We start from the raw sequence: 24,495 nt of genomic DNA on the forward strand, positions 1-24,495 counted from the left end.
TCGATATCGTGGTGATCGTTACAATAACGCGCAGTGATTTGCGCGACGAGATCGCCATGGCCAACGAAGCATTCGCCCTCTCGCCCATGTCTGCCCGCGCGGCGGAGCCGAACGAGCAGGATTACGACGCGATCCGCGAAGCCTTCATGGAGACGGCGCGCGGCCGCTGGTTCCTCGGCGAGTACGCCAAGCGCAACCGCAATGCCGACACCCGCATGGTGCTCGACGCGGTCGCGAAGATCGAAGAAACCCTTGCGGCGCAGCGACAACCGGTCGTCGAGGACCGCCTGCCCGAGGCGCTTGTCGAGATCCGCCGCGCGATCCGCGAGGCCGAGACGATTGCGCTTGCGGCGTTCGACCCCGCGGCGATCGAGGCGAGCCTCGCGCCGATCCCGCGCGGGGTACGCATCATCAAGGAGATCTCCTGGCGCTGGCGCGAGATCGGCGCCGACGGGCGAATCTGCGACCTCATTGATTCGCAGCTCGCCTCGATCGAGGCCGCCTGCGGACAGGCCTCCACCATCGATCCCCGTGTCGAGCTCAAGATCGCCTTCGACCTGCTGAAGGATCGGGTCGACCAGACCGAGGGCGGCGCAAAGCAGCAGGTGGCAGCTCCGGTGCAGGAAGCCCCGTCATCCGCCGCCGAAGCGCCTGTCGAGACCGCGCCGGCGGCGATGGCCAGCGAGGCACCCGTGGCTTTTACGGAGCCGCTACAGGACGTCGCAGCAAGTGCCCAGCCCGAAGTAGCAGCGGCCAGCGTCGCCGAAGCGTTCGCCGCTGCCGAGCAGGCACTGGACACGGCCGTCGCGCCGGAGATTTCGACTGAAAATCAGACCGCCGTCGAAAACGCCGCGCTCGGTCAGGTCGCGCTGGAAAATGTCGCGCCTGCAGATCCGGCGGCTGAAGACGCCTCGTTTGAAGAGCCGGGGACTGAACCTACCGCCTTCGCGGAAGTCGCCGACGCGTTCGCACTCGATGCGGCCGCGCAAGCCGAGGACGACGCCGTGCTCGAAGCCATCGCGCTCGAGATGGCTGCGCCCGATCCGGAGTTCGACGAGATCATCGCGCCGGTCGAGATGGAAGCGGCTGTTCCGGAGCCGATGCCCGCGGAGCCCGCAGCGCCTTTCGCCGCCGAGCTTGCCGAGCCGATCGCAACAGAGCCAGTCGCCGCCCCGGTTGCGGAAGAGCACCCGGCGGACGCGCCGATCGCGATGGACTCGCTCGCGCGCCTCACCGACGCCATCGCGGAGGCCGCCGCCGAAGTGATGGAGCAGCAGGCCCCGGCGATGGCGGCCAGTGCCACCTTCGCCGCGGCGCCAGCCACGACGCTGACCGCGCCCTCGCCTCTGTCCGCGTCCTCGTCCGAGCCCTCGCTCGGGGCCACCATCCTCGCCAGCGGCATTCTGCAAAAGCCCCGCGCGCCCGCCAACGATCCCCTCGCGCCGATCCGCCGCATGACCCAGGCCGAGAAGATCGCGTTCTTCTCGTAAGGGGAGCTGCGTACTCACTTTCGTGTCCCGGACAAGCGAAGCGCAGATCCGGGACCTAGGAGCCACGAGTTCTACTGCAACATGGGCCCCGGCTCTGCAGCGCACCGCTGACCGGACGATGCTTCGCATCGCCGGGTTAGCGCTGCGCTGCGTCCGGGGCACGAGGCGAGTATTGATGCGCGCGCTCTTCCCGCATCGTCATTGCAAGCGCAGCGAAGCAATCCAGAGTTCTTTCCGCGGAGGGATTCTGGATTGCTTCGCTGCGCTCGCAATGACGGGAACACGCTGCGCTCGCAATGACGCGTACGCGCTGTCAGCGCCTCATCACCCGCAATTCCACACCGCCCCGATCGGCGTGCGCGTCCAGCACGGGCCAAAACTGCCGCCATTGTAGCGGCCGCCGTTGAAGCCCGGGCGGCCGAAATAGTGCCACTCGCCGTCCCAGCGGTAATATTGCGGAACCGGATCGATGTACCAGTGGCGCCGGTCGGCGCGCGACACTCGGCGCATCGCATCCTTCTGCTTGTAGAGCGGAATGCTGTTGCTCAGCGGCTGGCGATAGCCCGGCAGGAAGCCGTAGCCTTGCCAGGCCTGCTTGGGGCGCTTTTGAGTTGACGCAGCGGACGCGACAACCGGCAGCAGCGACAGGACGATGGCAACAATTAGACACACAATGCGCGACATGAATCGACAATAGTCGGTCGGTTGCGCGGAGGCCATTCAAATTCGGGTGCAGGTCCTGCGCAACCTCGCGCAGAATGATTCCGCCTAACCGATCACGCCCTTCCTGATCAGGAAGCAGCCGTACCCCCTGCTGTCGCCGACCTGCACCACGCCAAAGCCCGCCGCTGCCGCGCGATAGAAATCCGCCCGCGAGAGCTTGCCGGGACTGACGGGACCGCCGCCGGCGCGTTCGATCTCGGCCAGCACCGCGCGCTGCACGTCGGGCACGCGATCGGGATCGTCGATCGGTGTCATCACGCGCACCGGATCGGGATCGAAATCGTCGAGCGGGTAGACCGACATGATGGCGCGGACGGCCGTCTCCATCGTCATGCCCGGCAGCTGGATCAGGCGCTGCGACGATGTAGAGCGGGCGATGTGCGTGGCCGGGTGGTTGGCGTCGACGACCACGAGATCGTCGCCGTGGCCCATGGAAGCCAGCAGCCAGAGCAGGTCGGGCGTCAGGATCGGATCGATCGATTTCAGCATGTGACGGCGGTTCCTCTCATCGATCGCTAACCATAGCACGTTCCAAGCGTGATTCAGATCACGGAGGGATCATGGTGACAGCGATCACGGACTTTAAACTCGAACGCGGCCAGCCTTCGCCGCAACCAAACTCGCATCGAGATCAGTGCCAAAGGAGCACGCCATGTTCCGCCTGAAGCCTTTGCTGATGACGGCCGGCCTTGTGGGAAGCCTGTTCGGCTTCGCCTGCGGCCCCGTTTCCGCGCAAGTTGCCCCGGTCCAGCCTCCCCCCACCGCACTGCAAGGCCCGGAGCAGCGGGTTGCGCTGGTGATCGGCAATGCGAAGTACCAGAATGCGCCGCAGCTTGCGAACCCCGACGATGATGCGCAGTCGATGGCGCAGTTCCTGAACTCCGCCGGCTTCGACGTGGTCGCAGCGACCGACCTGACCCAGAACGACATGCTGCGCGTGGTGCAGGACTTTTCCGCCAAGGTCGCTTCGCGCGGTCCGAACACGGTGGCGATGGTCTATTACGCCGGTCACGGCGTGCAGCTCGCCGGTGAGAACTATCTCGTTCCGGTCGATGCGAAGGTCTCCAATCCGACCGAGCTCGTCAACAATTCGGTGCGGCTCGTCGACGTGATGTCGACGCTGGAGACCATCCCGAGCCGCATGCGCATCGTCATCCTCGATGCCTGCCGCAACAACCCGTTCCCGCAAGTCAACGACGCCGGCCGCGGCCTTGCCATCGTCGATGCGCCGAACGGCTCGATCGTCGGCTACTCGACTGCGCCGGGCGCCGAGGCGCTCGACGGCACGGGCGGCCACAGCCCCTACACGCAAGCCTTCCTGAACGTCGCGCGCGAGCCGAACGTGCCGATCGAGCAGCTGTTCAAGCGCGTCCGCCTGCAGGTGAACCAGACCACCAGCGGCGCGCAGATCCCGTGGGAGAGCTCGTCGCTGACGAGTGACTTCACCTTCTTCGGTGACACCGTGGTCGCCGCCAACCGCGCGCCGGTCAGGGCACCCGTCGTGCAGACGGCCTCCAATCTGCCGAACCGTTCGACGCGCCAGGCCTATGACTACGTCGTGTCCGAGGGCCGGCCGGAGTACTATCAGGAGTTCATCCAGATGTATCCGCAGGACCCGCTGTGCGACCACATCCGCTGGCTGCTGTCGAACCTCCTGCTCTCGCAGGCCTGGCACAACGCCGTGCTCGTGAACTCGCCGCTCGGCTACAAGACCTTCTATGACAGATACGGCAACAGCCCCTATGCGCAAATGGCGCTGAAGCTCCAGGCGCAGCCGAAGCAGATTCCCCTGATGCAGGCGACCCAGTTCCTGGCTCCGCAAAACATTGCTCCGACCTTCAAGATCGGCAATCTCGGTCAGCCCAAATACATGCCGCTGATGCAGCAGGGCAATGGCGGCGGCCAGATCACCGGCAACCTGCCGGTCGTGCAGAAGCCGGTCGACGGCAATGTCATCGGCAAGCTCGGCAATGGCGGCCAGATCGTCAACCTGCCCTCGGGCAACAACAACCAGCCGAACCAGCAGAACGGCACGCCGTCGCAGATCCCGGGCAAGATCATCATCCTGCCCGCGCCGACCAACACGACCAACAATGGCGGCACCGGCAAGATCGTCACCTTGCCTGCGACCAACACCGCACCGAACGGCAGCAACGCCAACGGCAAGCCGGGCAAGATCGTGAGCATGCCGGTGAATGTCGGCAAGGGCGGCGCGACTGTCGGCGTGAAGCCCGTTCAGACGCAGAACAATCCGATCCGCGTCAACAACGGCAACACCGGCATCGTCAAGCTCAACGACAACCCGGTGAACAAGGTGCAGGTGCAGAACACCCGTCCGCAGCTCAACACGACGCCGAGCCGCACGTTCAACAACAACTTCCGCCAGTCGATGAACCAGGCGCCGAGCACGGGTGGCGGCGACACTCGCCGAAGCTTCATGCACTGATCGCGCGAAGTGCGCCCCCTCTCCCGCTTGCGGGAGAGGGTTGGGGAGAGGGTCTCTCCACAACGGGACAATCCCCAAGGGGAAAAAGCCCTCACCCGGCACTGCGTGTCGACCTCTCCCGCAAGCGAGAGAGGTTGCACCGAGCAAGCGGATAGTTCGAAGCCAACGGACACAAAGAAAGGGGCAGAGCGGCGACGCTCTGCCCCTTCTTCATCTCACGCCTTGTCATTCCGGGATGCGCCGTGAGGCGCAGGCCAGGGATCCATTGTGCGGCAGAGACGGTGGGGAAATGGATTCCGGGCTCACGCTTCGCGTGCCCCGGAATGACGGCTAGGCCACCAACTCGGCGAACAGATCCGCGTCCACATTGCCACCGGAGAGCACGATGACCACGTTCTTGCCCGCGACGTCGAGGCGGCCCGCGAGCAGTGCGGCGAGGCCCACTGCGCCGCCCGGCTCGACCACCAGCTTCAGCTCGCGATAGGCGAACGCGACGGCGGCTCCCACTTCAGCATCAGACGCCGTGACGCCGCGCGCCAAAAGCTTGCTGTTGATCGCAAAGGTCATCTCGCCCGGGATCAGGGCCATCAGCGCGTCGCAGATGGTGCGGCCTGCAGGCGGGTGCGGCTCGCGATGGCCCGCGCTCAGCGAAATGCCGTGATCGTCGAACGCCTCGGGCTCGGCCACCACGATCTCGGCCAGGAGATAGCGTGCCTTCACCGCGGTCGCGACGCCCGCGATCAGGCCGCCGCCGGAGGCCGGCGCCACCACGATGTCGGGGCTTAGACCAAGCGTTGCCATGTCTTCCGCGATCTCGCGGCCGGCGGTGCCCTGCCCTGCGATCACGAAGGGATCGTCGTAAGGTCTGACCAGCGTCGCGCCGCGCTTCTCGGCGATGCCGCGCGAGATCGCCTCGCGGTCGTCCTTGTCACGATCATAGAGCACGACCTCGGCGCCGTATGATTTGGTGCGCTCGCGCTTGGACAGCGGCGCATCCGCAGGCATCACGATAGTCGCCTGCATGTCGAGGATTTTTGCCGCCGCCGCCACGCCTTGGGCGTGGTTGCCGGAGGAGAACGCGACGACGCCACCGGCGCGCTTGTCCTGCGGGATCGAGAACACCTTGTTGAAGGCGCCGCGGAACTTGAAGGAGCCGGTGCGCTGGAGCATCTCCGGCTTCAGGAACACCTTCGCGCCAACCCGCTCGTTGAGAACCGGAAAGGATAACAGCGGGGTGCGGATGGCGTAGGGCGCGATCACGCGCGCTGCGGCATCGATGTCGGCCGGGCCGATCGGGAGAAGCTGTTCGGTCATGACCGACCTTATCGCGGCCATTGAGCCGCGGGCAAGACACCTCCGCGCGAGGAAATCGTCCTTTAGGCGACGAAGCGCGACTGTTCCGTGCCGTCCCGGCCCGGCCCGGCCCCCACCGCCTGGATACTGTCAACAAAAGCCCTCGCCGAGGCTTCCCAGGTGTAGTTGGCGGCGAATTCGACACAGTCCTGCCGGGAGATATCGAGCGCCGCGAAGCAGGCGCTGCGCAGATCGTGATCGAGGGCGCCGACCGGGGCGTCGCCGATCACGTTGCGGGGGCCCTTCACCGGAAAGGCCGCGACCGGCAGGCCGCTCGCCAGCGCCTCCAGCAGGACCAGGCCGAACGTGTCGGTCTTGCTCGGGAATACGAACACATCGGCAGCCGCATAGATCTCCGCCAGCGCCTCGCCGTGCTTCTCGCCGAGGAAGATCGCATCGGGATAGGCCTCTTCCAGCGAGGCACGCGCTGGACCGTCACCCACGATCACCTTGGTGCCGGGCAGATCGAGATCGAGGAAGGCTTCGAGATTCTTCTCCACCGCGACGCGGCCGACCGACAGGAACACCGGTGCCGGCAGGCAGAGGTCGATGGCGCGCGGATGGAACACATGGGTGTCGACACCGCGCGGCCACAGCACGACATTGTCGAACCCGCGCTCGGTCAGTTCGCGGGCGAGCGCAGGGGTGGCCGCCATCACGGCGCGGCTGGGGGCATGGAAGCGGCGCAGCGCCCGCCAGATCAGCGAGCCCGGCACCGGCACGCGGGCGCGGACATATTCGGGAAAGCGGGTGTGGAAACTGGTCGTGAACGGCAGCCTGCGCTGGCGGCAATAGCGGCGGACCATCAAGCCGATCGGCCCCTCCGTCGCAATGTGGATGCTGTCGGGACGTGCCTCCTCGATCAGCTTTGCGATTCTGGCGGGCCTTGGCATTGCGAGGCGCACATCGCGATAGCTCGGCATCGCGAAGGTGCGGAACGATTGCGGCGTCAGGAACACAAATTCGACGCCGAGCCCCTCGGCAGCATCAGCGAGCTTGGTCAGCGTCCGAACCACACCATTGACTTGCGGGTGCCAGGCGTCGGTCGCGACCAGGATGCGCATCAGGCGGCCTCTGTTATGCAGCTCTGGCTGCAACCTGCGGGACGGCTGCCGGCTTCTGCAGATGATCCGCCCAGGTGATGATCTCGAAATGGCCGTCGTCGTGCTCGACGAGCGCGGTGCAGCTCTCGACCCAGTCGCCGCAATTCATGTAGCGAATGCCGCCCTCGTCGCGAATCACGGCGTAGTGGATGTGGCCGCAGATCACGCCGTCGGCGTCGTGCCGCCGCGCCTCGGCAGCAAGCGCCTGCTCGAATGCGCCGATATAATTGACCGCGTTCTTGACCTTCTGCTTGGCCCATTGCGACAGCGACCAATAGGGCACCTTGAACAGGCGGCGGAAGAAGTTGACCAAACGATTCATCTGGATCGCGAAATCGTAGGCCTTGTCGCCGAGATGGGCGAGCCAGCGCGCGTTCTGCACCACGAGATCGAAGATGTCGCCGTGGATGACGAGATAGCGCTTACCGTCGACGCCGGTGTGGACGGTATTCTCGACCACGTCGATGCCGCCGAAATGGGTGCCGTAATAGTTGCGCAGGAACTCGTCGTGATTGCCGGGGATGTAGATGACCTTGGCGCCCTTGCGCGCCTTGCGCAGCAGCTTCTGCACGAGGTCGTTGTGCGATTGCGGCCAGAGCCAGCTCGATTTCAGCGCCCAGCCATCGACGATGTCGCCGACGAGATAGATCGTGTCGGCGTCATGGTAGCGCAGGAAGTCGAGCAGAAGATCGGCTTGAGAACCGCGGGCTCCGAGATGAACGTCGGAGATGAACAACGTGCGAAAGCGCCGCTCCGGGCTCTCGTCACTCACATCGTAACTTCCCATGCGCCAGCCTGTAACAATGTCCCGTGACAGGGGGATGACCGATTGGACCCTCGAGGCACGCTCAGATACGAATCACACCTAGCCTCGCCCTTCCTGCGAATATCAGCCGCATGCGACAATCAGGCGACATGGCGCCGCAGGAGGGCTCTCGCCCCCCAGGAGGGCAGGCCCACGGCGGATGGCGCTTTGCGCCACCTGAGCGGCGAGATCGCTAGGGAAGGCCGTCAGTAGAACCTGTGAAAATGATGGATCGGGCCGTGGCCGTGTCCGATGCTGAAACGGTCGGCGGCGGCGATCGCCGCGCTGATCCAGGCCTTGGCGTTGCGCACGGCGCTTGCCAGATCCTCGCCCTTGGCCAGCCCCGCCGCGACCGCCGAGGATAGCGAGCAGCCGGTGCCATGGGTGTTGCGGGTCGCCACGCGCGGCGCGGTGAGCGCGAGCATGTTGTCGGCATCGACGAGATAGTCGATACTTTCGGCGCCCTCGCCGTGGCCGCCCTTGATCAGGACCGCACGGCAGCCGACGGTCAGCAGGCGCCGTCCCTGGCTTTCGATCTCCGTCTCGCTCGCCGCGACCGGCTCGTCGAGCAGAGCCGCGGCCTCCGGCAGATTCGGCGTGATCACCGACGCCAGCGGTATCAGTTTTGTGCGCAGGGCATTGACGGCTTCCGCGGCGAGCAGACGATCCCCTGACGTCGCAACCATCACGGGATCGAGCACGACGTGCCGCGGCGACCAGCGCGACAGCGCGGCCGCGATCGCGTCGATGCTGCCGGCCTGGGGCACCATGCCGATCTTCACCGCGCCGATCTCGAGATCGGAGAACACCGCATCGATCTGCTCGGTGACGAATTGCGCCGGCACCGCGTGGATGCCGCTGACGCCGCGCGTGTTCTGCGCGGTCAAGGCCGTGATGACGGACGCGCCGTAGACGCCGAGCGCGGCAAAGGTCTTCAAGTCGGCCTGGATGCCGGCGCCGCCGCTCGAATCGGAACCGGCGATGGTGAGTGCGACCGGGGTCGTCATCGCCGGGCACGTTTGCTGGATACGGACGCCATGGCCTGTCCTAGCGCGGCCGTGGAACACCGGCAAGCCGCCGGCGGCAGCCGGCCTGATTCGCGCCGTGGCGCCCAGTCCGAATCAGGCGGACACGGCGGGCCCCAGCGCCCGCAACGATACGGGCTTGAAAATGCAACCTCGCCGCGCCCTTGATATAGTCGCGAACTGCTTCGCCGATGCGTGAGACGTCAGTGGCGGAACTGCCTGGCGACACCGCTGTCCCGGGCCGCCCCGGCCCGGGGACCGCCTGGAATGGAATGCTGGGGTGGAACGATGTGGGCCTTCTTCGAACGTCTCCTCGACTCGTCCATGCTTTCGCCGCACGGCATCTGCCTGTTGTGGGAACCCGAGCTGATCTGGCTTCACGTCGTCTCCGACGCCTGCATCGCTGCCGCTTATTTTTCGATCCCGTTTGCCCTCGCAATTCTGGTCACCAGGCGGCGCGACCTCAAATTCGGCTGGGTCTACTGGGCCTTCGCGATCTTCATCATGGCCTGCGGCCTGACTCATGTGCTGTCGATCTACACGCTCTGGGTCCCAGTCTATGGCATCGAGGGCATCGTCAAGGCGGCGACCGCGGTGGCATCGGTGGTCACGGCGGGCGCGCTCTGGCCGCTGCTGCCGAAGATCCTGACGATCCCCTCGCCGTTCGAGCTGCGCCAAGTCCAGGCCGCGCTCGAGGAAGAGGAAATCAAGAGCCGCGACGCCACGCTGCTGCTCCAGCAGGTCAGCGACGCGCAGCGTGCGATGCGCGAGAGCGTGACGCGCCTCACCGCCATCGTCGAGACCGCAGTCGACGGCGTCATCCTGTTCGATGCGCAGGATCGCGTCCTGCTGTTCAATCCGGCCTGCGAGCGCCTGTTCGGCTACACTGCGGACGAGGTGATGGGCCGGAACGTCAGGATGCTGATGCCCGAGGCGGGCGCTGTGCCCGACAGCCCTGCGAGGCATTTCGCGACTGCCGGCGAGGCCACCGGCCTGCGCAAGGACGGATCGACCTTTCCGATGGACGTGTCGGTCGGCCAGGCGCGGCAGGATGGCGAATTGATCTTCGTCGGCATCGTCCACGACCTGACCGCGCGCAAGCTGACCGAGCGGCAGCTTCAGCAGGCGCAGAAGATGGAGACGGTCGGCCAGCTCTCTGGCGGCATCGCTCACGACTTCAACAATCTGTTGACCGTCATCATCGGCAACGCCGAGCATTTGAGCGAGCAGCTCAAGGCGAGGCCCGATCTGCGGCGCTTCGCCGACGACATCTCGCAGTCGGGCGAGCGCGGCGCCGAGCTGACGCAGCGGCTGCTCGCATTCAGCCGCCGCCAGTTGCTGCAGCCGCAGACGATTGACTGCCGGGGCCTGCTCGAGTCCATGTTCAAGCTGCTCAAGCGCACCTTGCGCGAGGACATCGAGATCACGACGGCCTCCGGGCCCGGCACGATCCTGGCCTTCGCAGATCGGGCCCAGCTCGAATCCGCCGTGCTGAACCTTGCGCTCAACGCCCAGGATGCCATGCCGGCCGGAGGTCACCTGACCCTGAGCACGGAGTCGACGACGCTCGACGACGATTATCGCGCCGTGCACCCCGAAGTCGCCTCCGGCAGTTACGCGTTGATCTCGATCACCGACGACGGCGAAGGCATGACGCCGGAAGTCGCGCAGCGCGCCTTCGAGCCGTTCTTCACCACCAAGGAAGTCGGCAAAGGCTCGGGTCTCGGCCTCAGCATGGTCTATGGCTTCGCCAAGCAATCCAATGGCCACGTCTCGATCTACAGCGACACACGCCTTGGGACGACGGTCCGGATCTACCTGCCGCGCGCGGACACCGGACAATCACAGGCCGACCTTTCCGACGGCGAGGACGCAGCGCCGCGGGGATACGAGACGATCCTGATCGCCGAGGACGATCCGTTCGTTCGCTCCTCCGTCATTCGACGGGTCGAAGCCCTCGGCTATCGCGTCGTCGCCGCGGTCAACGGCAAGGAGGCCTTGCAGCAGCTGCGCACCGACCCCAGCATCGACATGCTGTTCACCGACATCGTGATGCCCGGCGGCATGAGCGGCTGGGAGCTCGCCGATCAGGCGCGGCAGATTCGCCCCTCGCTGCCGGTCCTGTTCACCTCGGGCTACGCACTGGAGACCCTGGTCGAGCAGGGCCGCGCCCACCCGCAGGCGATCGTGCTGACCAAGCCCTATCGCAAGGCCGAGCTCGCCCAGCGGCTCAGAGACGCATTCGCCGCGGCGCCCGTGGCGACCTAGAGTCGCCGGACCCGGCATCTGGCGGCCAGCAAGTCCGCTTGCTAAATCGTGCCGGTTTTGGCCTATTAGCCGCCAGATACGCTTTCGGAGTGCCCGCAATGGTTCCTTTTTTCGTCCAGATCAAATGCAAGCTCGGCCAGTCCTACACGGTGGCCAATGCGCTTGCCGAAGCCGAGATCGCCTCCGAGATCTACTCCACGGCCGGCCAATACGACCTCCTCGTGAAGTTCTACGTCGACAAGGACACCGACATCGGCCATTTCGTCAACGAGAAGGTGCAGGTGCTGCCGGGCATCCAGGACACCCTCACCATCATCACCTTCAAGGCGTTTGGCGCCAGCTAGCCCGCAGCTAACCAGCTTCCTTGCCGGCTTCCTTGCGTTTGGGTCGTGGCGGACCGTCCACCGGCGGCAGCGACTTGAGGTACTCCGCCATCGCCGCAATATCCTCGTCGGACAATTGCGAGGTATTCTTGATCACGCGCGTCATCGCGCCGCCGATGCTGTCGCCGTCGGGCAATTCGCCGTTCCTGAGGAAATAGGCAATGTCCTTCGTGCTCCACTCGCCGAGGCGCTTCTGGGTGATGTTGGGCACCCAGCCCTCACCTTCCGGATTGGGCCCGCCGGCAAAGCGCTGGCTCGAGATGATGCCGCCCAGCGCGTTGCGCGGGCTATGGCATTCGGCGCAATGGCCAAAGCTGTTGACGAGATAGGCGCCGCGATTGAATTGCGGTGACTTGCTGCCGTCGGCAATGAGCGGCTTGTCGTCCAGAAACAGGAATTTCCAAATGCCGACATTGCGCCGGACATTGAAGGGAAAGCGCATGTCATGGTCGCGCACCTTGCCGGTCACGGGCGGCAGCGTCTTCAAGTAGGCGAAGAGATCCAGCACGTCCTCGCGCCTGGCGTGCCGATAGGACGGATAGGGAAAGGCGGGAAAATAATGCTGCCCACCCGGCGACACGCCGTGCATCACTGCGTTGACGAAGTCGGCCTCCGTCCATTTGCCGATGCCGTCGTTCGGATCGGGCGAGATGTTCGGCGCGTAGAACGTTCCGAACGGCGACTTGATCGCGACGCCGCCACCGAGCCTGCTACGATCGGGCTGGTCGGGCGAGGCGTGGCAGGACGCGCAGCCGCCGGCGTTGAACATTGCTTCGCCATTGGCAAGGTTGGCCACATGGCCCGGCGCGTTGCCGGCGGCCGCCACCACCGGCGCGCTGAACCACCAATAGACGCCCGCGGCAGCGAGCGCCGCGAGCAGCCCTACGAGAATTGTTCGTTGCAACATGCAGATCCATTCACCCGTCGCGGCAAATCTAAGACCGATGTCGTCGCGGCTCCAGCCACGAAGAATTTAGCCCGCTCCGGCCGGAAACGGGAATAAACTGAAATTCCGGCTGTTGGAAGTTTGGCAGCCCGAACGGGTTCAGCAGGGAGAACGTCATGAACAAGACCGTCATTGCCGCCTTAGCGCTCGGTGCCGTTACCTTCGCGGGCCCGGCCAGCGCTGAAAAGCTCAAAGCAACGCTCGACGGCAAGTCCGAGGTGCCGGCAACGAGCAGCAGCGGCACCGGAACCGCCGATCTGAACTATGATGCCGCCAGCAAGAAGCTGTCCTGGACCGTCACCTATTCCGGGCTCTCCGGACCCGCCACCGCCGCGCATTTCCACGGGCCTGCCGAGGCCGGCAAGAACGCCGGCGTCGCGGTCGCGATCCCGAATGCGACCGCAAGCCCGGTCAAGGGCGAAGCGACGCTGACGGACGCGCAGGCCGCCGATCTGCTCGGCGGCAAGCTATACATCAACATCCATACCGCGGCCAATCCGGGCGGCGAGATCCGGGGTCAGGTGACGAAGTAAGCCGCAACGCTGCTTCGTGGCGCGAAGGCCGGGCGCAGGAGGGAGCGCCCGGCCTTTTCGTTTGGTGCCGCGCCTAGGCCGCGTTCAGCGCTTGCGCGAGGTCGGCGATCAAATCCGACGGATTCTCGATACCGATCGACAGCCGGATCGTGGAATCGAGCACGCCGATCTTTTGGCGGATGTCGGCAGGAACGCCGGAATGAGTCATGGTTGCGGGCAGGCTCGCGAGCGATTCCGTTCCGCCGAGACTCACCGCCAGCTTGAGGATTAGGAGCGCATTGAGAAATTTGACCGCCGCCTCCTTGCCGCCGACGATGTCGAACGAGAACGTGGAGCCCGCCCCGAGGCACTGCCGCGCGAATACCCGCCCCGAGGGCGAAGCCTCCTCGTGATGACCGAGGTAATGGACCTTGGCCACTTTGGGGTGATCGCGCAAATAATCCGCCACGAGGCGCGCGTTGCTGTTGGCCTTCTCCATGCGCAGGCTCAGTGTCTCGAGCGAGCGGTTGATCATCCAGCAGGAATGCGGGTCGAGCTGGGTGCCGATGGCGCCGCGCAGCGCCTTGATGCCTTTCATCATCGCTTTCGAGCCGAGGGCGGCGCCAGCGATCAGGTCGGAGTGGCCGCCGACATATTTCGTCAGCGAATACAGCGACAGATCCGCGCCGTGCTCGATCGGCCGCTGAAACACCGGGCCGAGCAGCGTATTGTCGCACGCGATGATCGGCGTGTGCCCCTGCGCCTTTCCGATGGAATCGGCGATGCGGCGGATCATCGCGATATCGACCAGGCCGTTGGTCGGGTTGGCCGGAGTTTCGATCAGGATCATCGAGACGCGGCCTTTGGCCATGGCCTGCTCCGAGGCCTGCTTGACCGCGGCCTCGTCGATCCCGTCGGCGAAGCCGACGGCGCCGATCGACAGACGCGCCAGCGTGTTCGTCAGCAGCGTTTCCGTCCCGCCATAGAGCGGCTGGGAGTGCAGAATGACGTCGCCGGGACGGGCGAAAGCCAGGATCGTGGTCGCAATGGCCGCCATGCCGGACGAGAACAGCGCGCAGCTCTCGGTGCGCTCATAGACCGCGAGCCTGTCCTCGACGATCTCGCTGTTGGGATGATTGAAGCGAGAATAAACCAGGCCCGCGCCCATGCCTTCCGGTGGCTCGCGCCGGCCGGCGACGTAATCGAAGAAGTCCTGCCCGTCCTCGGCGGTCTTGAACACGAAGGTGGAGGTCAGGAACACCGGAGGCTTGATGGCGCCTTCCGACAATTGCGGGTCATAGCCATAGGTCAGCATCAGCGTTTCAGGATGCAGCATGTGATTGCCGATGTGGGTCTTCGACGGGAACGGTTTTGCCATGGCCTGTCTCGCTGTTGATTGAAATCCTCGCCGCGCGTTGGAACTTCCTGATGTCATGACGCAATCGGGAAACAGATGCGCCGACTCGCATCAACGCTACGGCAGTTGGTGCGAACATAACCGCTCGGACGGCGATCCGTCAGACTTGCAAACGGAAAAAGGGCAGCTGATTTCGCAACCGCCCTTTCGTGAGTCCGTGGAATCTATGGCCCGGACGGAGCGATTTGTCCGCCGAAGCTCAAGGAGCGAAGGCGGAAGCGACATCCGGGACAGACTATCAGCTGGCTGGAATCCCCGGATATCGCTTCGCTCATTCTGGCTACGAGGCCTTTCTTCGGCCTCAGCTGTTCTTGACGCGGTAGGTCTCGTGGCAGCCGCCGCATTCCTTGCCGATGGCGGGCAGATTGGCCTTGAGCGAATCCAGGTCCTTGATCTTGCCCTTGGCCTCGCGAACGACTTTGGCGAAGCTTGCGATTTTCGCCTCGAAGCCGGCCTTGTCCTCCCAGATCTTCGGCGAGGTCGAGTAGTCACCGTCAAATTTCAGGCCCTTGGCGCCCGCCGGAAACAAGTTCGGCAGCTTCTTGGCGGTATCCTCGAACTGCGCCAGCGCGCTGTCCACCGTGGCCTGGTGGTAGGGCTTTTCGCCCTTGACCATCGCCGACATCGCGCCGGCGTTCTTGCCGTTGCCCTTCATGAGGGTCTGAGCTTCCTTGACGGAATCCTGTTCCGCCCAGACCGCGCCCATCCCGAGCAGCAGCACGCCCCCGACAACCAACACTCGCTTCATTCGCAAAATCCCTTTCCCTAATGCAGGATCGTGCCGACCCCTCCATGGGCCAACACCGATTGGCAGATTTCATTCCGTCCGGAGCGCGACGATAAATCGTCGCACTCTGGCTCATTTGGCAGAGCCCGCAAAACGCGTTCCGCGTTTGCTTGGACTTACAGGCTGTGACGGCGATGGTGCTCGCTGATCGCGATCCACACCCGCTCGGGCGTTGCCGGCATGTCGATGTGGTCGATCTTGTACTCGCGCCAGAGCGCATCGACGATGGCGTTGACGACGGCCGGACAGGAGCCGATCGCGCCGGCCTCGCCCGCCCCCTTCACGCCCATCGGATTGGTCTTGCAAGGGACGTTGTGGGTCTCGAACGCGAAGGCCGGCCCGTCCGCCGCCCGCGGCAGCGCATAGTCCATGTAGGTCGCGGTGATGAGCTGGCCGTCGGTCGCGCCATAGACCACCTGCTCCATCAGCGCCTGGCCGATGCCCTGCATTGCGCCGCCATGCACCTGGCCCGCCAGCAGCAGCGGATTGAGCGTCTTGCCGAAATCATCGACGATCACGTAGTTCACGATCTTGATGATGCCGGTGGCCGGATCGATCTCGACCTCCGCGACATGAGTGCCGTTGGGATAGGTGCCGTCGGCGCTGGCAAACGTTGCACTGCCATTCAGCTTCGACGGATCGACGCCCGGCCGCTTGACGAGATCGGCGAACGAGATCGAACGGTCGGTGCCGGCGATGCGCACCACGCCTTCCGAAATCTCGAGGTCGCCGGCGCCGGCCTCCAGCGCCTGCGCCGCGATCTCCTTGAGCTTTTGCCCCAGCTCGCGCGTGGCGCGCTCGACGCTGACGCCGCCGGAGGGGATCGAAGCCGAGCCGCCGGTGCCGAGGCCCGTGGCGATCTCGTCGGTGTCGCCCTGGTGGATGTGGACGCGCTCGGGCGCGACGCCGAACTGCTCGGCGACGATCTGCGCATAGGCGGTCTGGTGGCCCTGCCCGCTCGACTGCGTGCCGATCAGGACGGTGACGTCGCCGTTGGGATCGAGCCGCACATTGGCGGTCTCCTCGCCCATGGTGCCGCAGACCTCGACATAGCTCGCCAGCCCAATGCCGCGGATCAGGCCGCCCTTCTTGGCCGCCTTGGCGCGCTTTCCAAATTCCTTCCACTCGGCGATCTCCATCGCGCGCTTGAGATGCGCGGCGAAGTCGCCGGAATCGTAGACCTTGCCGGTCGCGGTCTTGTACGGCAGCGCCTTCGGCGGAATGAAGTTCTTGCGGCGGATGGCATCCGGCGTCATGTCGAGTTTGCGTGCGCAGGCATCGACGAGGCGCTCGATGACATAGGCGGCCTCGGGCCGGCCCGCACCGCGATAGGCATCGACCGGCACGCTGTGGGTGAAGATGGTGCGCACCCGGCAATGGAAGGCCTGGATATCGTAGAGCCCCGGCAGCATGCCGGCGCCGCCATGAGGAATATAGGGCCCGAAGGTCGACAGATAGGCGCCCATGTCGCCCATCAGGTCGCAATCCATCGCGAGGAATTTGCCGTCTTCAGCCAACGCCATCTTCGCGGTGGTGACGTTGTCGCGGCCCTGCGCGTCGCCCATGAAATGCTCGGAGCGGTCGGCCGCCCACTTCACCGCCTTCTTCAACTTGCGCGCGGCGACCGCCATCAGGGCATATTCCCGGTACGGAAATAGCTTCGTGCCGAAGCCGCCGCCGACGTCGGGGCAGATCACCCGCATCTTGTCGGTGGGGATGTTGAGCACGTTCTGACACAGGATGTCGCGCAGGCGGTGGCTGCCCTGGCTGCCGACCGTCAGCGTCAGATGATCGCGCTTGGCGTCGTATTCGCAGACTGCCGCACGCGTCTCCATGAAGCTCGCGACCACGCGCGGATTGACGATCGAGATTTCGGCCACCGCATGCGCCTTGGCGAAGGCAGCTTCGGTTGCTTTCTTGTCGCCGATCGAGACATCGAACAGCACGTTGCCGGCCTTGTCGGGCCAGACCTGCGGCGCGCCCTTCTTGACGGCGTTGACGACGCCGGTCACCGCCGGCAGCGGCGACCATTTAACGTCGATCGCCTCGATCGCATCGCGGGCCTGGTCGATGGTCTCGGCGACCACGAAGGCGATGGCATCGCCGACATGCCGCACCTCGTCCTTGGCCAGGATCGGGTAAGGCGGGCCGGTGAACGGATCGGTCTCGAGATTGAACAGGCAGGGCAGATTGCCGAGATCCTTCACATCGTCCGCGGTCAGGATCAGTGCGACGCCGGGGAGCGTGCGGGCACGATTCGCATCGATGGTGTATTTGGCATGCGCGTGCGGCGAACGCAGCATCAGGCAGCGGAGCGCGGCCTGCGGCGCGTAATCGTCGGTGTAGCGGCCCTTGCCGCGGATGAGCGCGTCATCCTCCTTGCGCAGCACGCTTTGGCCAACGCCGAACTTGATGGGAGCCGCCATTTTATCTTCCCGTTCTCATGGTTGTTTTGAGGGCATATTGCCGTGGAAAAACTGGCAAGGCAAACGGGTTTAGGTGGGCGTTGCCCATTGAGGTCGATGATTCGAAGCCACCGCCGACGGTTCTGGCGCAACCAGGTCGCGCAGTCGTGCCAAACGGCCTTAGGGGGTGAATTTTCTGACCATAAGGTACTTGTCATACGTGGCGTCACCTATGCGGACGGCAGCGGGATCCGTGCCGTAGACCTCGAACCCGTTGCGCTTGTAGGTCCTGATTGCAGCTTTGGCTTCGAGCAGGACCTCGAGATGTACCTGCTCGACGCAGGCCTCGGCATGGACAAGAAGCTCCTTGGTGAGTCGATCTCCGACCCCTTTACCTCGGCCGTCTTCCCTCACATAGACCGTGAAGATGTGACCCCTGTGCTGCAATCGACGCGCAGGCGAGACGTAGAAGCCCGCGACTCCGATCAAATTTCCCCGCCCAAAGGCGCCAAGGATGGTCCCACTCAGCCAACGGCGATAAACCGCCATCATCGCCTCCCCGCCCTCCTCCTCTTCAGGAGAAAAGAACGTTTGAGGGTGCGTCCGAAGCGCCTCCGCGCGAATGTCGCGAAAGAGATCGAGGTCATCGACAGTCAATCGGCGCATGTCTACATCCGCCTGAGCACTGGCAGCATGCGATATCATGATCGCGTCCTCTCCCTTGGGTCGGCGGGGATTGGTGGGGCTGTCACATCCCACCACGACCCCACAGAGTCCTCGCGCTGTCTCTCAACCTCTCGATGGCGCGCTCCGGCGCGACGCTGTCGATCTCGCCGCGCGTCAAGCCGATATCCATCAGCTCCCTGTCGCTGAGGTCGTGCAAGGTCACTCGCTGGCCCTGGCGCCGCTGAAGAAATACACGCCAGTACCGCCTGAGCAGGCTGAAGACGATGGAGAGGTCGAGGTCGCGCCTTGCGGCATCGACCTCAATTTCGGGTGAGATGTTCGTCTGTTGGGGTGGCATCGGATGCTCCTGCTGTTGAGCCGGCAGGGAGCGTGGCCAAAGAAAAGGCCCCGTCCGATGCCGGCGGGGCCTGGTGGAAGAGATGTCGTCGTCGAATTCTTAGCGCACGACTCCTTCCACGGCCCAGCCGAAGCGGGTCATGTGGTTGAAGTTGATTTTACGCGAGCATTTGATCATGAGGAAGCCGATAGCACGGCGATCGCGCAAAATCAAGGGATGTACGCACGCCTGTTGCATCCTGGGGGCGAGCCGCTCGCGCTGGCGCCTTCGCCGCTGGAAGCTCGCGTGGCTGCGTACCAGCGAGACCAGTCAGGCACGGTCCGGTCCGAGAAAGCTCGTCCCACCGCAAAGAACAGCACCAGCGGCAGATTGGCCCAGCTTCCCCGGAGCACAGAGGCCCTGCTTTGACGAATGTCATGGCGAGCTAACGGTTCTTCCGAGTGTTCCAGCATGTTGCCACTTTTAGGAGGACTTGCTGCGCGGGGCCCGATCGGCAACACTACTCGGATTTCAAGGAATTGTTTGAAGGGGTACTCTGATGCCCGAGACATTGGAAAGCCTATTGTGGTGTGCCGCGCTGGCGACGTGGCTGATGCTTTTCTTCGGGATCGCAGGTGAGCAGTTGAAGCCTCTCTCAAAACTCCTCGGCCATCTGCTCCAGGTTGCGTTCAAGCCTAGGGCGAAGTGACGCAATAGCGGACTGAAGGGCGCGGCTTGGCAGCTCCCGAACTGGCAGAGCTGCGCGCCGCGTTGATGGCGTGGACCGAGTCGCGCACATCGTGCGGCCCCACACTCTCTCGGCCCTGCGAGGGGGCGATGACGCTTGCGCCACCGCTCCCCGTAAGTTCTCAGGTAAGTTCAGGCTCAGGCAAGTTGTTGGCTATCACGCAGAGAGAGGCTGAAACGAACAACGCCGCTAGCCCGCCAGCCTCCGATCGAGGGAGAACCGGCCTCCTCCGGTGACTAGGATCAACAGCGCGCCTCCCAATATCGAGATGTTCTTCAAGAAATTGTTATACTGCCCAATCTGTTGCGGACCGGCGGGATATTCCCAGTAACGATGTGCGATTGCGGTAGCCGAGACTACAAACAGGAAAGCCAAAATTGCGCAGTAGCGCGTGCCAATGCCAAGGACCAAACCCGCCGACAGCACTATTTCCACCACGACGGTGATCGTCGTGAACACTTGGGGCACTGGAAGGTTCAGCGACCGAAAATAGCCTACTGAGCCACTGAAGTTAGTAAGTGCTCCGTACGCGCTTCCAACGAAGACCCATGCAAGCAGGATGCGGCCGATCAGGATCAGCAGGTCGGCATTACTGGTGGCGAACTCGTCGATCCGAGGTGTGGGAGAGCGGAATGTCATGGTCACTGCCTCATTGCGTTGTTGCGTGAGGACGGCACCTGAATATCGAAGATCGTATCACGGTCGGCGAATCGAATGAAGGGCGCCCCCGCGGGGCATGATGCGGTCATGGCGGGTAACGCCTAGCCCCGCACCAGGGACACCAGCCAGCTGCGGCCGAACAGGACGAGGATCGCGAGCGCGTAGACGATCGTGCCGCCGGCGGCCAATAGGGCCAGCGTCACTTCGTCCCGGAATTGCATCGCGCCGAGCGAAGAACCGCTGACGCGCGCGATCAGCCAGAAGGCGGCGGCCAGGATCAATCCGGTCAGCAGGAATTTGGCGAGCGACAACAGCCAGGCGCGGTCCGGCACGAGGAAGCCTCGTCGCAGGGCGAAGAACAGCACCAGCAGCAGATTGGTCCAGACGCCGACGGCCGTCGCGAGCGCGAGGCCGATCTGCGCGAGCGATCCCATCAAGGCAACCTTCAGCGCGACGTTGACCGCGATACCGGTCAGCGACGCGCGCACAGGCGTTGCGGTGTCCTTGCGGGCATAGAAGGTCGCGACCGCGCTGCGGATCAGCACGAAGGGGATCAGCCCGATGGCATAGGCCGCGAGTGTGCCGCCGGCGGCGACGGCATCGGCCTTGGAGAACGCGCCGCGGGCGAACAGCGCGCGCACGATCTCGTCGGGCACGGTGAGAAAGGCCGCGACGAACGGGATCGAGAACAACAGCGTAAAATCGAAGGCGCGGCGCTGCGCCTTCATCGCGCCGTCGTGGTCGTTGGCGGTGATCCGCCGCGACATCTCCGGCAGCAGAACCGTGCCGATGGCGATGCCGATCACGCCGATCGGGAGCTGGTTGAGCCGGTCGGCGTAATAGAGCGCCGACAGCGCGCCGGCGGGCAGGAAGGTCGCGATGATGGTGTCGGCGAACAGCGCGACCTGCGTGCCCATCGAGCCCAGCGTCGCCGGGCCCAGCGCCTTGAAGAAGCCGCGGATGTCCTCGTCGAGCTTGAGCGGTGCAAAGCGCGGCAGGCCGCCATGGCGGGCGAGATCGCCGGCGAGCAGAAAATATTGCAGGAAGCCGGAGATCAGGACGCCCCAGGCCGCGGCGTGGCCCGCGGTCGGAAACCAAGCGGCGAGCGCCAGCGTCATCATCATCGCGACGTTGAGGAAGATCGACGCCGCCGCGGCGCTGGCGAAGCGCTGCATCACGTTGAGCATGCCGCCATAGAGCGTCACCAGCGTGATCAGCAGCAGATAGGGAAAGGTGATTCGGGTCAGCTCGATCGCGAGCCTGCGCTGCTCGGCATCTTCGGAAAAGCCCGGCGCCAAAATACTCATGGCCTGCGGCATGAACAGCCAGGCGACGATCAGGAGCACCACTTGCGAAGCCAGCAGCAGCGTGAAGATGCGGTCGGCGAACAGGTGCGCTGCAGCCTCCCCCTTCTCGCCGTGGACATGCGCATAAGCCGGCACCCAGGCGGCGTTGAAGGCGCCCTCGGCAAAAATCGCGCGGAAATGGTTGGGCAGCCGCAGCGCCACGAAAAAGGCGTCGGCCACGGGACCGGCGCCGAGGATCGCCGCCAGCATGATGTCGCGGGCAAACCCCGTCAGCCGCGAGAGCAGCGTGTAGCCACCAACCGTGAAGATGCGTCCGAGCATGCGTCTGTTTTAGAGCATGGCGCGATTAGGTCTAGGTGCAAGCGGCGATGGAGGTGCGCTCCCTCCCCGCTTGCGGGGGAGGGTTGGGGAGAGGGTACCTCCGCAACGGGACATCCCCAAGAGGACAGAACCCCCACCCGCCGCGCTTCGCGCGACGACCTCTCCCGCAAGGGGAGAGGGTAAGAGATCAGCCCGCAATCGCGCCTTGCACGGCGGCGATCACGCGCTCCTGATCGGCCTCGGTCAGATAGGCGTGCATCGGCAGGCTGATGACGTCCCGCGACAGGCTCTCGCACGCAGGCAGGCCGCCCTCGGCCACCGGATACTGCTTGTAGGCGGTCTGCTGGTGCATCGACTTGCCGTAATAGATCGCGGTCGGCACGCCCTGAGCCTTCAGCGCGGCGGCGAAGCCGTCGCGGTCGGTGCCTTTGGGCAGGCGGATCGTGTACTGCGCCCAGACCGAGGTATTGCCAGGCGCCAGACGCGGCACCGTGACCACGTTGCTGAGCCCGCGCGCGTAGCGTTCGGCGACCCTGTTGCGGGCGGCGATCTCGTCGTCAAAAATCTTCAGCTTCTCGATCAGGACTGCGGCCTGCATGGTGTCGAGCCGGCCGGTCAGGCCGAGGCGGACGTTGTCGTATTTGTCGACGCCCTGCCCGTGCACGCGGATGCTGCGCAGCGTCGCCGCGAGCTCGTCGTCATCGGTGAAGATCGCGCCGCCGTCGCCGAAGCAGCCGAGCGGTTTTGCCGGGAAGAAGCTGGTCGCGGTGGCGAGCCCGAGGGTGCCGAGCTTGCGGCCCTTGTAGCTCGCACCGAAGCCTTGCGCGGCGTCATCGAGCACGAACAGGCCCTCGGCCTTGGCGATCTCGGCGATGGAATCGTGATCGGCGGGCTGGCCGAACAGGTCGACGGGAATCACCGCGACGGGTCTCAGGCCGGCCTTGCGCGCAGTCGCGATGCCGCGCTTCAGCGAGTCCGGGCTCATGTTGAAGGTGGCCTCATCGACGTCGACATAAACCGGCGTCGCCCCGGTCCGCGCCACCGGCGAAGCCGTCGCGATGAAGGTGAAGGACGGACACAGCACGGCATCGCCGGGCCCGACATTCTTCGCCATCATCACCATCAGGATCGCATCGGTGCCGCTGGCGCAGCCGATGACATGCTTGGCGCCGGAATAGGCCGCAAGCTGCTTCTCGAGCTCGAACACCTCCGGGCCATTGACGAACTGACAATGGTCCATCACGCGCTTGACGGCGGCATCGAGCGAGGCGCCGAGCAGGCGGCGCTGCGAGGCGACGTCGATGAAGGGAATGGGTTCGGAACGCAGATGCTGGTTCATAGCCGGGTTCTCGGCGCCTTGCTGGTTTTGAGCGGTCGACATGGAAAGGGATCAGCCGGCGACGCGGCGCGGGCCCTTGAGTGCGGGCGATTTAGCCGCGGGCCGTGACGGCGTCTCGAGGCACTGGGTGGCGATCTCGAGGCTGGCGACGCCTTCGTCGCCGGTGACCGCCGGCGTCTCGCCGTTGCGCACCGCCTTGAGGAACGCGATCAGCTCGGCGCGGAGCGGCTCGTCATGGCCGACCGGCAGATGCCGCATCGAGTAGCTGCCGTCGGGCTTGAAGCCGAAGCACTCGGTGACCTGGCGCGTCAAGAGGTCGCCCATCACGTATTTGCCGCGGGTCGCGACCGTGACGCTGCGCGCCTTGAACGGCGTCAGCCAGTTGGTGTTGATGTGGGCGAGCACGCCGCTCTCGGTGCGGAACTGCAGCAACGCGATGTCCTCGCGCTCGGCGACCGCGCTCGACAGCTGCGGCTGCACCTCGACGATGTCGGATTCGGTGAACCAGCGGATCAGATCGATGTCGTGCACGGCGAGATCGATGACGACGCCGACATTGGACATACGCGGCGGGAACGGGCCGACGCGGGTGATCGCGATGGAGAGAATATCCTCGCCCGCGATCGCCTGCTTGACGGCGGCGACCGCCGGATTGAAGCGCTCGACATGGCCGACCATCAGCGTCACGCCCGCCTTGTGCGCGGCGGCGACGATCTCGCGGCCCTCTTCGACCGTGGATGCGATCGGCTTCTCGACCAGCACGTGGATGTTCTTGGCGATGCAGGCGAGCGCGACCTCGTGATGCAGATGGGTCGGCGCTGCGATGGTGACCGCATCGACGCCGGCGGCGATGAGCTGGTCGAGCGTCTCGAAGCTCGGGCAATTGGCAAGCTCCGTCGCGCGGGTGCGATGCGCGTGCGAAGGATCGACGACGCCGACGAGGTTCACCCCGGGCAGGCCACTGAGCACGCGCGCATGGTTGCTGCCCATCACGCCGGCGCCAATGACGCCGACGCGCAAGCCGGCCTTTGCCGGTGCAGATCCTTTGGAACTCATCTGAGCAAACCCCGATTCAACGCAAATCCCCGGCGCGCTTCTAGCACGGACGCCACATTTGTGGCGAATGCCGCCCTCGCGGCCCGGACACGATTTGATTCAAAAAGTTACACGTTGCCCGGACCTTAAGCGAAAAATATCGCCTGTTCGGCCCGGGTCGTGATTCGGAGTTTGGTGGTTACGACCTTTGATAGTCGTCTTCAATCCGGATGATGTCGTCTTCCCCGAGATAGGAGCCGGTCTGGACCTCGATCAGTTCCAGCTGGATCTTGCCCGGATTCTCCATCCGGTGGACGGCGCCCATGGGGATGTAGATCGACTCGTTCTCGTGCACGGTCTTCAAGGTCTCGTTGACGGTCACCTGCGCGGTGCCGCGGACCACGATCCAGTGCTCGGCG

Annotated in this window: 23 protein-coding genes; 6 read left to right on the forward strand and 17 right to left on the reverse strand. The window is 64.8% G+C overall.

Translation table 11 applies throughout. The features are described from left to right. The first annotated feature begins 56 nt into the window (after positions 1-56). Complete coding sequence (locus XH84_RS15985) at positions 57-1,490, forward strand: hypothetical protein (RefSeq protein ID WP_164935872.1); 1,434 nt, start codon at positions 57-59, stop codon at positions 1,488-1,490. A gap of 324 nt (positions 1,491-1,814) precedes the next feature. Here the strand turns inward: XH84_RS15985 and XH84_RS15990 are convergent, their stop codons facing one another. Continuing rightward, positions 1,815-2,174, reverse strand: coding sequence for a hypothetical protein (locus XH84_RS15990; protein WP_164935871.1), 360 nt, complete (start codon positions 2,172-2,174; stop codon positions 1,815-1,817). A gap of 84 nt (positions 2,175-2,258) precedes the next feature. After that, positions 2,259-2,702, reverse strand: a complete 444-nt coding sequence (locus tag XH84_RS15995; protein ID WP_128916463.1) for an RbsD/FucU family protein — start codon at positions 2,700-2,702, stop codon at positions 2,259-2,261. Positions 2,703-2,865: 163 nt separating this feature from the next. On the opposite strand from XH84_RS15995, the gene XH84_RS16000 reads away from it, so the two are divergent. Further along, positions 2,866-4,659, forward strand: coding sequence for a caspase family protein (locus XH84_RS16000; protein WP_164935870.1), 1,794 nt, complete (start codon positions 2,866-2,868; stop codon positions 4,657-4,659). A 330-nt stretch (positions 4,660-4,989) separates the two neighbouring features. On the opposite strand, the gene XH84_RS16005 is transcribed toward XH84_RS16000, so the two are convergent. The 4 genes from XH84_RS16005 to thiD all read right to left on the reverse strand — a co-directional run bounded on the left by XH84_RS16005 (position 4,990) and on the right by thiD (position 8,927). Then, entirely contained in the window at positions 4,990-5,973 is a 984-nt protein-coding gene (locus tag XH84_RS16005) for a threonine/serine dehydratase family protein (protein ID WP_164935869.1), read from the reverse strand. A gap of 62 nt (positions 5,974-6,035) precedes the next feature. Continuing rightward, positions 6,036-7,076 carry a glycosyltransferase family 4 protein gene (locus XH84_RS16010; protein WP_128916460.1) on the reverse strand — a complete coding sequence of 347 codons (1,041 nt, stop codon included), beginning with the start codon at positions 7,074-7,076 and terminating at the stop codon, positions 6,036-6,038. A gap of 13 nt (positions 7,077-7,089) precedes the next feature. Continuing rightward, on the reverse strand, positions 7,090-7,902 hold the full coding sequence (locus tag XH84_RS16015; protein WP_128916459.1) for a UDP-2,3-diacylglucosamine diphosphatase: 813 nt from the start codon (positions 7,900-7,902) through the stop codon (positions 7,090-7,092). Between the two features lie 224 nt (positions 7,903-8,126). Then, positions 8,127-8,927: a bifunctional hydroxymethylpyrimidine kinase/phosphomethylpyrimidine kinase gene (gene thiD, locus XH84_RS16020; RefSeq protein WP_128916458.1), complete on the reverse strand. Its 801-nt coding sequence runs from the start codon at positions 8,925-8,927 to the stop codon at positions 8,127-8,129. 342 nt (positions 8,928-9,269) lie between these two features. Between thiD and XH84_RS16025 the strand changes: the two genes are divergently transcribed. Together XH84_RS16025 and XH84_RS16030 are read left to right on the forward strand one after the other, a co-directional pair. Further along, a complete protein-coding gene (locus tag XH84_RS16025) occupies positions 9,270-11,213 on the forward strand; it encodes a PAS domain S-box protein (protein ID WP_245471755.1) in 1,944 nt (647 codons plus the stop codon). A gap of 98 nt (positions 11,214-11,311) precedes the next feature. Further along, positions 11,312-11,557, forward strand: a complete 246-nt coding sequence (locus tag XH84_RS16030) for an Lrp/AsnC ligand binding domain-containing protein (RefSeq protein ID WP_018317369.1) — start codon at positions 11,312-11,314, stop codon at positions 11,555-11,557. A 7-nt stretch (positions 11,558-11,564) separates the two neighbouring features. On the opposite strand, the gene XH84_RS16035 is transcribed toward XH84_RS16030, so the two are convergent. After that, positions 11,565-12,503: a c-type cytochrome gene (locus tag XH84_RS16035; protein WP_128916456.1), complete on the reverse strand. Its 939-nt coding sequence runs from the start codon at positions 12,501-12,503 to the stop codon at positions 11,565-11,567. A 155-nt stretch (positions 12,504-12,658) separates the two neighbouring features. Between XH84_RS16035 and XH84_RS16040 the strand changes: the two genes are divergently transcribed. Further along, positions 12,659-13,075, forward strand: coding sequence for a CHRD domain-containing protein (locus tag XH84_RS16040; RefSeq protein WP_128916455.1), 417 nt, complete (start codon positions 12,659-12,661; stop codon positions 13,073-13,075). Between the two features lie 73 nt (positions 13,076-13,148). Here the strand turns inward: XH84_RS16040 and XH84_RS16045 are convergent, their stop codons facing one another. The 5 genes from XH84_RS16045 to XH84_RS16065 form a co-directional block, all read right to left on the reverse strand. After that, positions 13,149-14,432: a cystathionine gamma-synthase family protein gene (locus XH84_RS16045; protein ID WP_128916454.1), complete on the reverse strand. Its 1,284-nt coding sequence runs from the start codon at positions 14,430-14,432 to the stop codon at positions 13,149-13,151. Positions 14,433-14,772: 340 nt separating this feature from the next. Further along, entirely contained in the window at positions 14,773-15,219 is a 447-nt protein-coding gene (locus XH84_RS16050; RefSeq protein WP_128916453.1) for a c-type cytochrome, read from the reverse strand. A gap of 155 nt (positions 15,220-15,374) precedes the next feature. After that, positions 15,375-17,684 (reverse strand): xanthine dehydrogenase family protein molybdopterin-binding subunit, encoded by a 2,310-nt coding sequence (locus tag XH84_RS16055; RefSeq protein WP_128916452.1) that lies wholly within the window; start codon positions 17,682-17,684, stop codon positions 15,375-15,377. 159 nt (positions 17,685-17,843) lie between these two features. Further along, positions 17,844-18,368 (reverse strand): GNAT family N-acetyltransferase, encoded by a 525-nt coding sequence (locus tag XH84_RS16060; protein ID WP_128916451.1) that lies wholly within the window; start codon positions 18,366-18,368, stop codon positions 17,844-17,846. A gap of 43 nt (positions 18,369-18,411) precedes the next feature. Next, entirely contained in the window at positions 18,412-18,687 is a 276-nt protein-coding gene (locus tag XH84_RS16065) for a DUF1127 domain-containing protein (protein ID WP_128916450.1), read from the reverse strand. A gap of 538 nt (positions 18,688-19,225) precedes the next feature. Here XH84_RS16065 and XH84_RS39820 point away from each other — a divergent pair. After that, complete coding sequence (locus XH84_RS39820) at positions 19,226-19,375, forward strand: hypothetical protein (protein ID WP_164935868.1); 150 nt, start codon at positions 19,226-19,228, stop codon at positions 19,373-19,375. Between the two features lie 228 nt (positions 19,376-19,603). Here XH84_RS39820 and XH84_RS16070 read toward each other — a convergent pair whose 3' ends face one another. The 5 genes from XH84_RS16070 to XH84_RS16090 all read right to left on the reverse strand — a co-directional run. Continuing rightward, positions 19,604-20,053: a DoxX family protein gene (locus tag XH84_RS16070; protein ID WP_128916449.1), complete on the reverse strand. Its 450-nt coding sequence runs from the start codon at positions 20,051-20,053 to the stop codon at positions 19,604-19,606. Between the two features lie 122 nt (positions 20,054-20,175). Next, the gene (murJ, locus tag XH84_RS16075) at positions 20,176-21,702 is read right to left on the reverse strand and encodes a murein biosynthesis integral membrane protein MurJ (RefSeq protein ID WP_128916448.1); all 1,527 of its coding nucleotides are present in this window, start codon (positions 21,700-21,702) and stop codon (positions 20,176-20,178) included. Positions 21,703-21,889: 187 nt separating this feature from the next. Next, the gene (locus XH84_RS16080) at positions 21,890-23,041 is read right to left on the reverse strand and encodes a DegT/DnrJ/EryC1/StrS family aminotransferase (RefSeq protein ID WP_164935933.1); all 1,152 of its coding nucleotides are present in this window, start codon (positions 23,039-23,041) and stop codon (positions 21,890-21,892) included. A gap of 51 nt (positions 23,042-23,092) precedes the next feature. Next, positions 23,093-24,097: a Gfo/Idh/MocA family protein gene (locus XH84_RS16085; RefSeq protein ID WP_128916446.1), complete on the reverse strand. Its 1,005-nt coding sequence runs from the start codon at positions 24,095-24,097 to the stop codon at positions 23,093-23,095. Positions 24,098-24,275: 178 nt separating this feature from the next. Continuing rightward, a partial coding sequence (locus tag XH84_RS16090; protein WP_128948488.1) for a cupin domain-containing protein occupies positions 24,276-24,495 on the reverse strand: 220 nt, incomplete at its 5' end.

Source organism: Bradyrhizobium nanningense, assembly GCF_004114535.1.
Taxonomy (GTDB): domain Bacteria; phylum Pseudomonadota; class Alphaproteobacteria; order Rhizobiales; family Xanthobacteraceae; genus Bradyrhizobium; species Bradyrhizobium nanningense.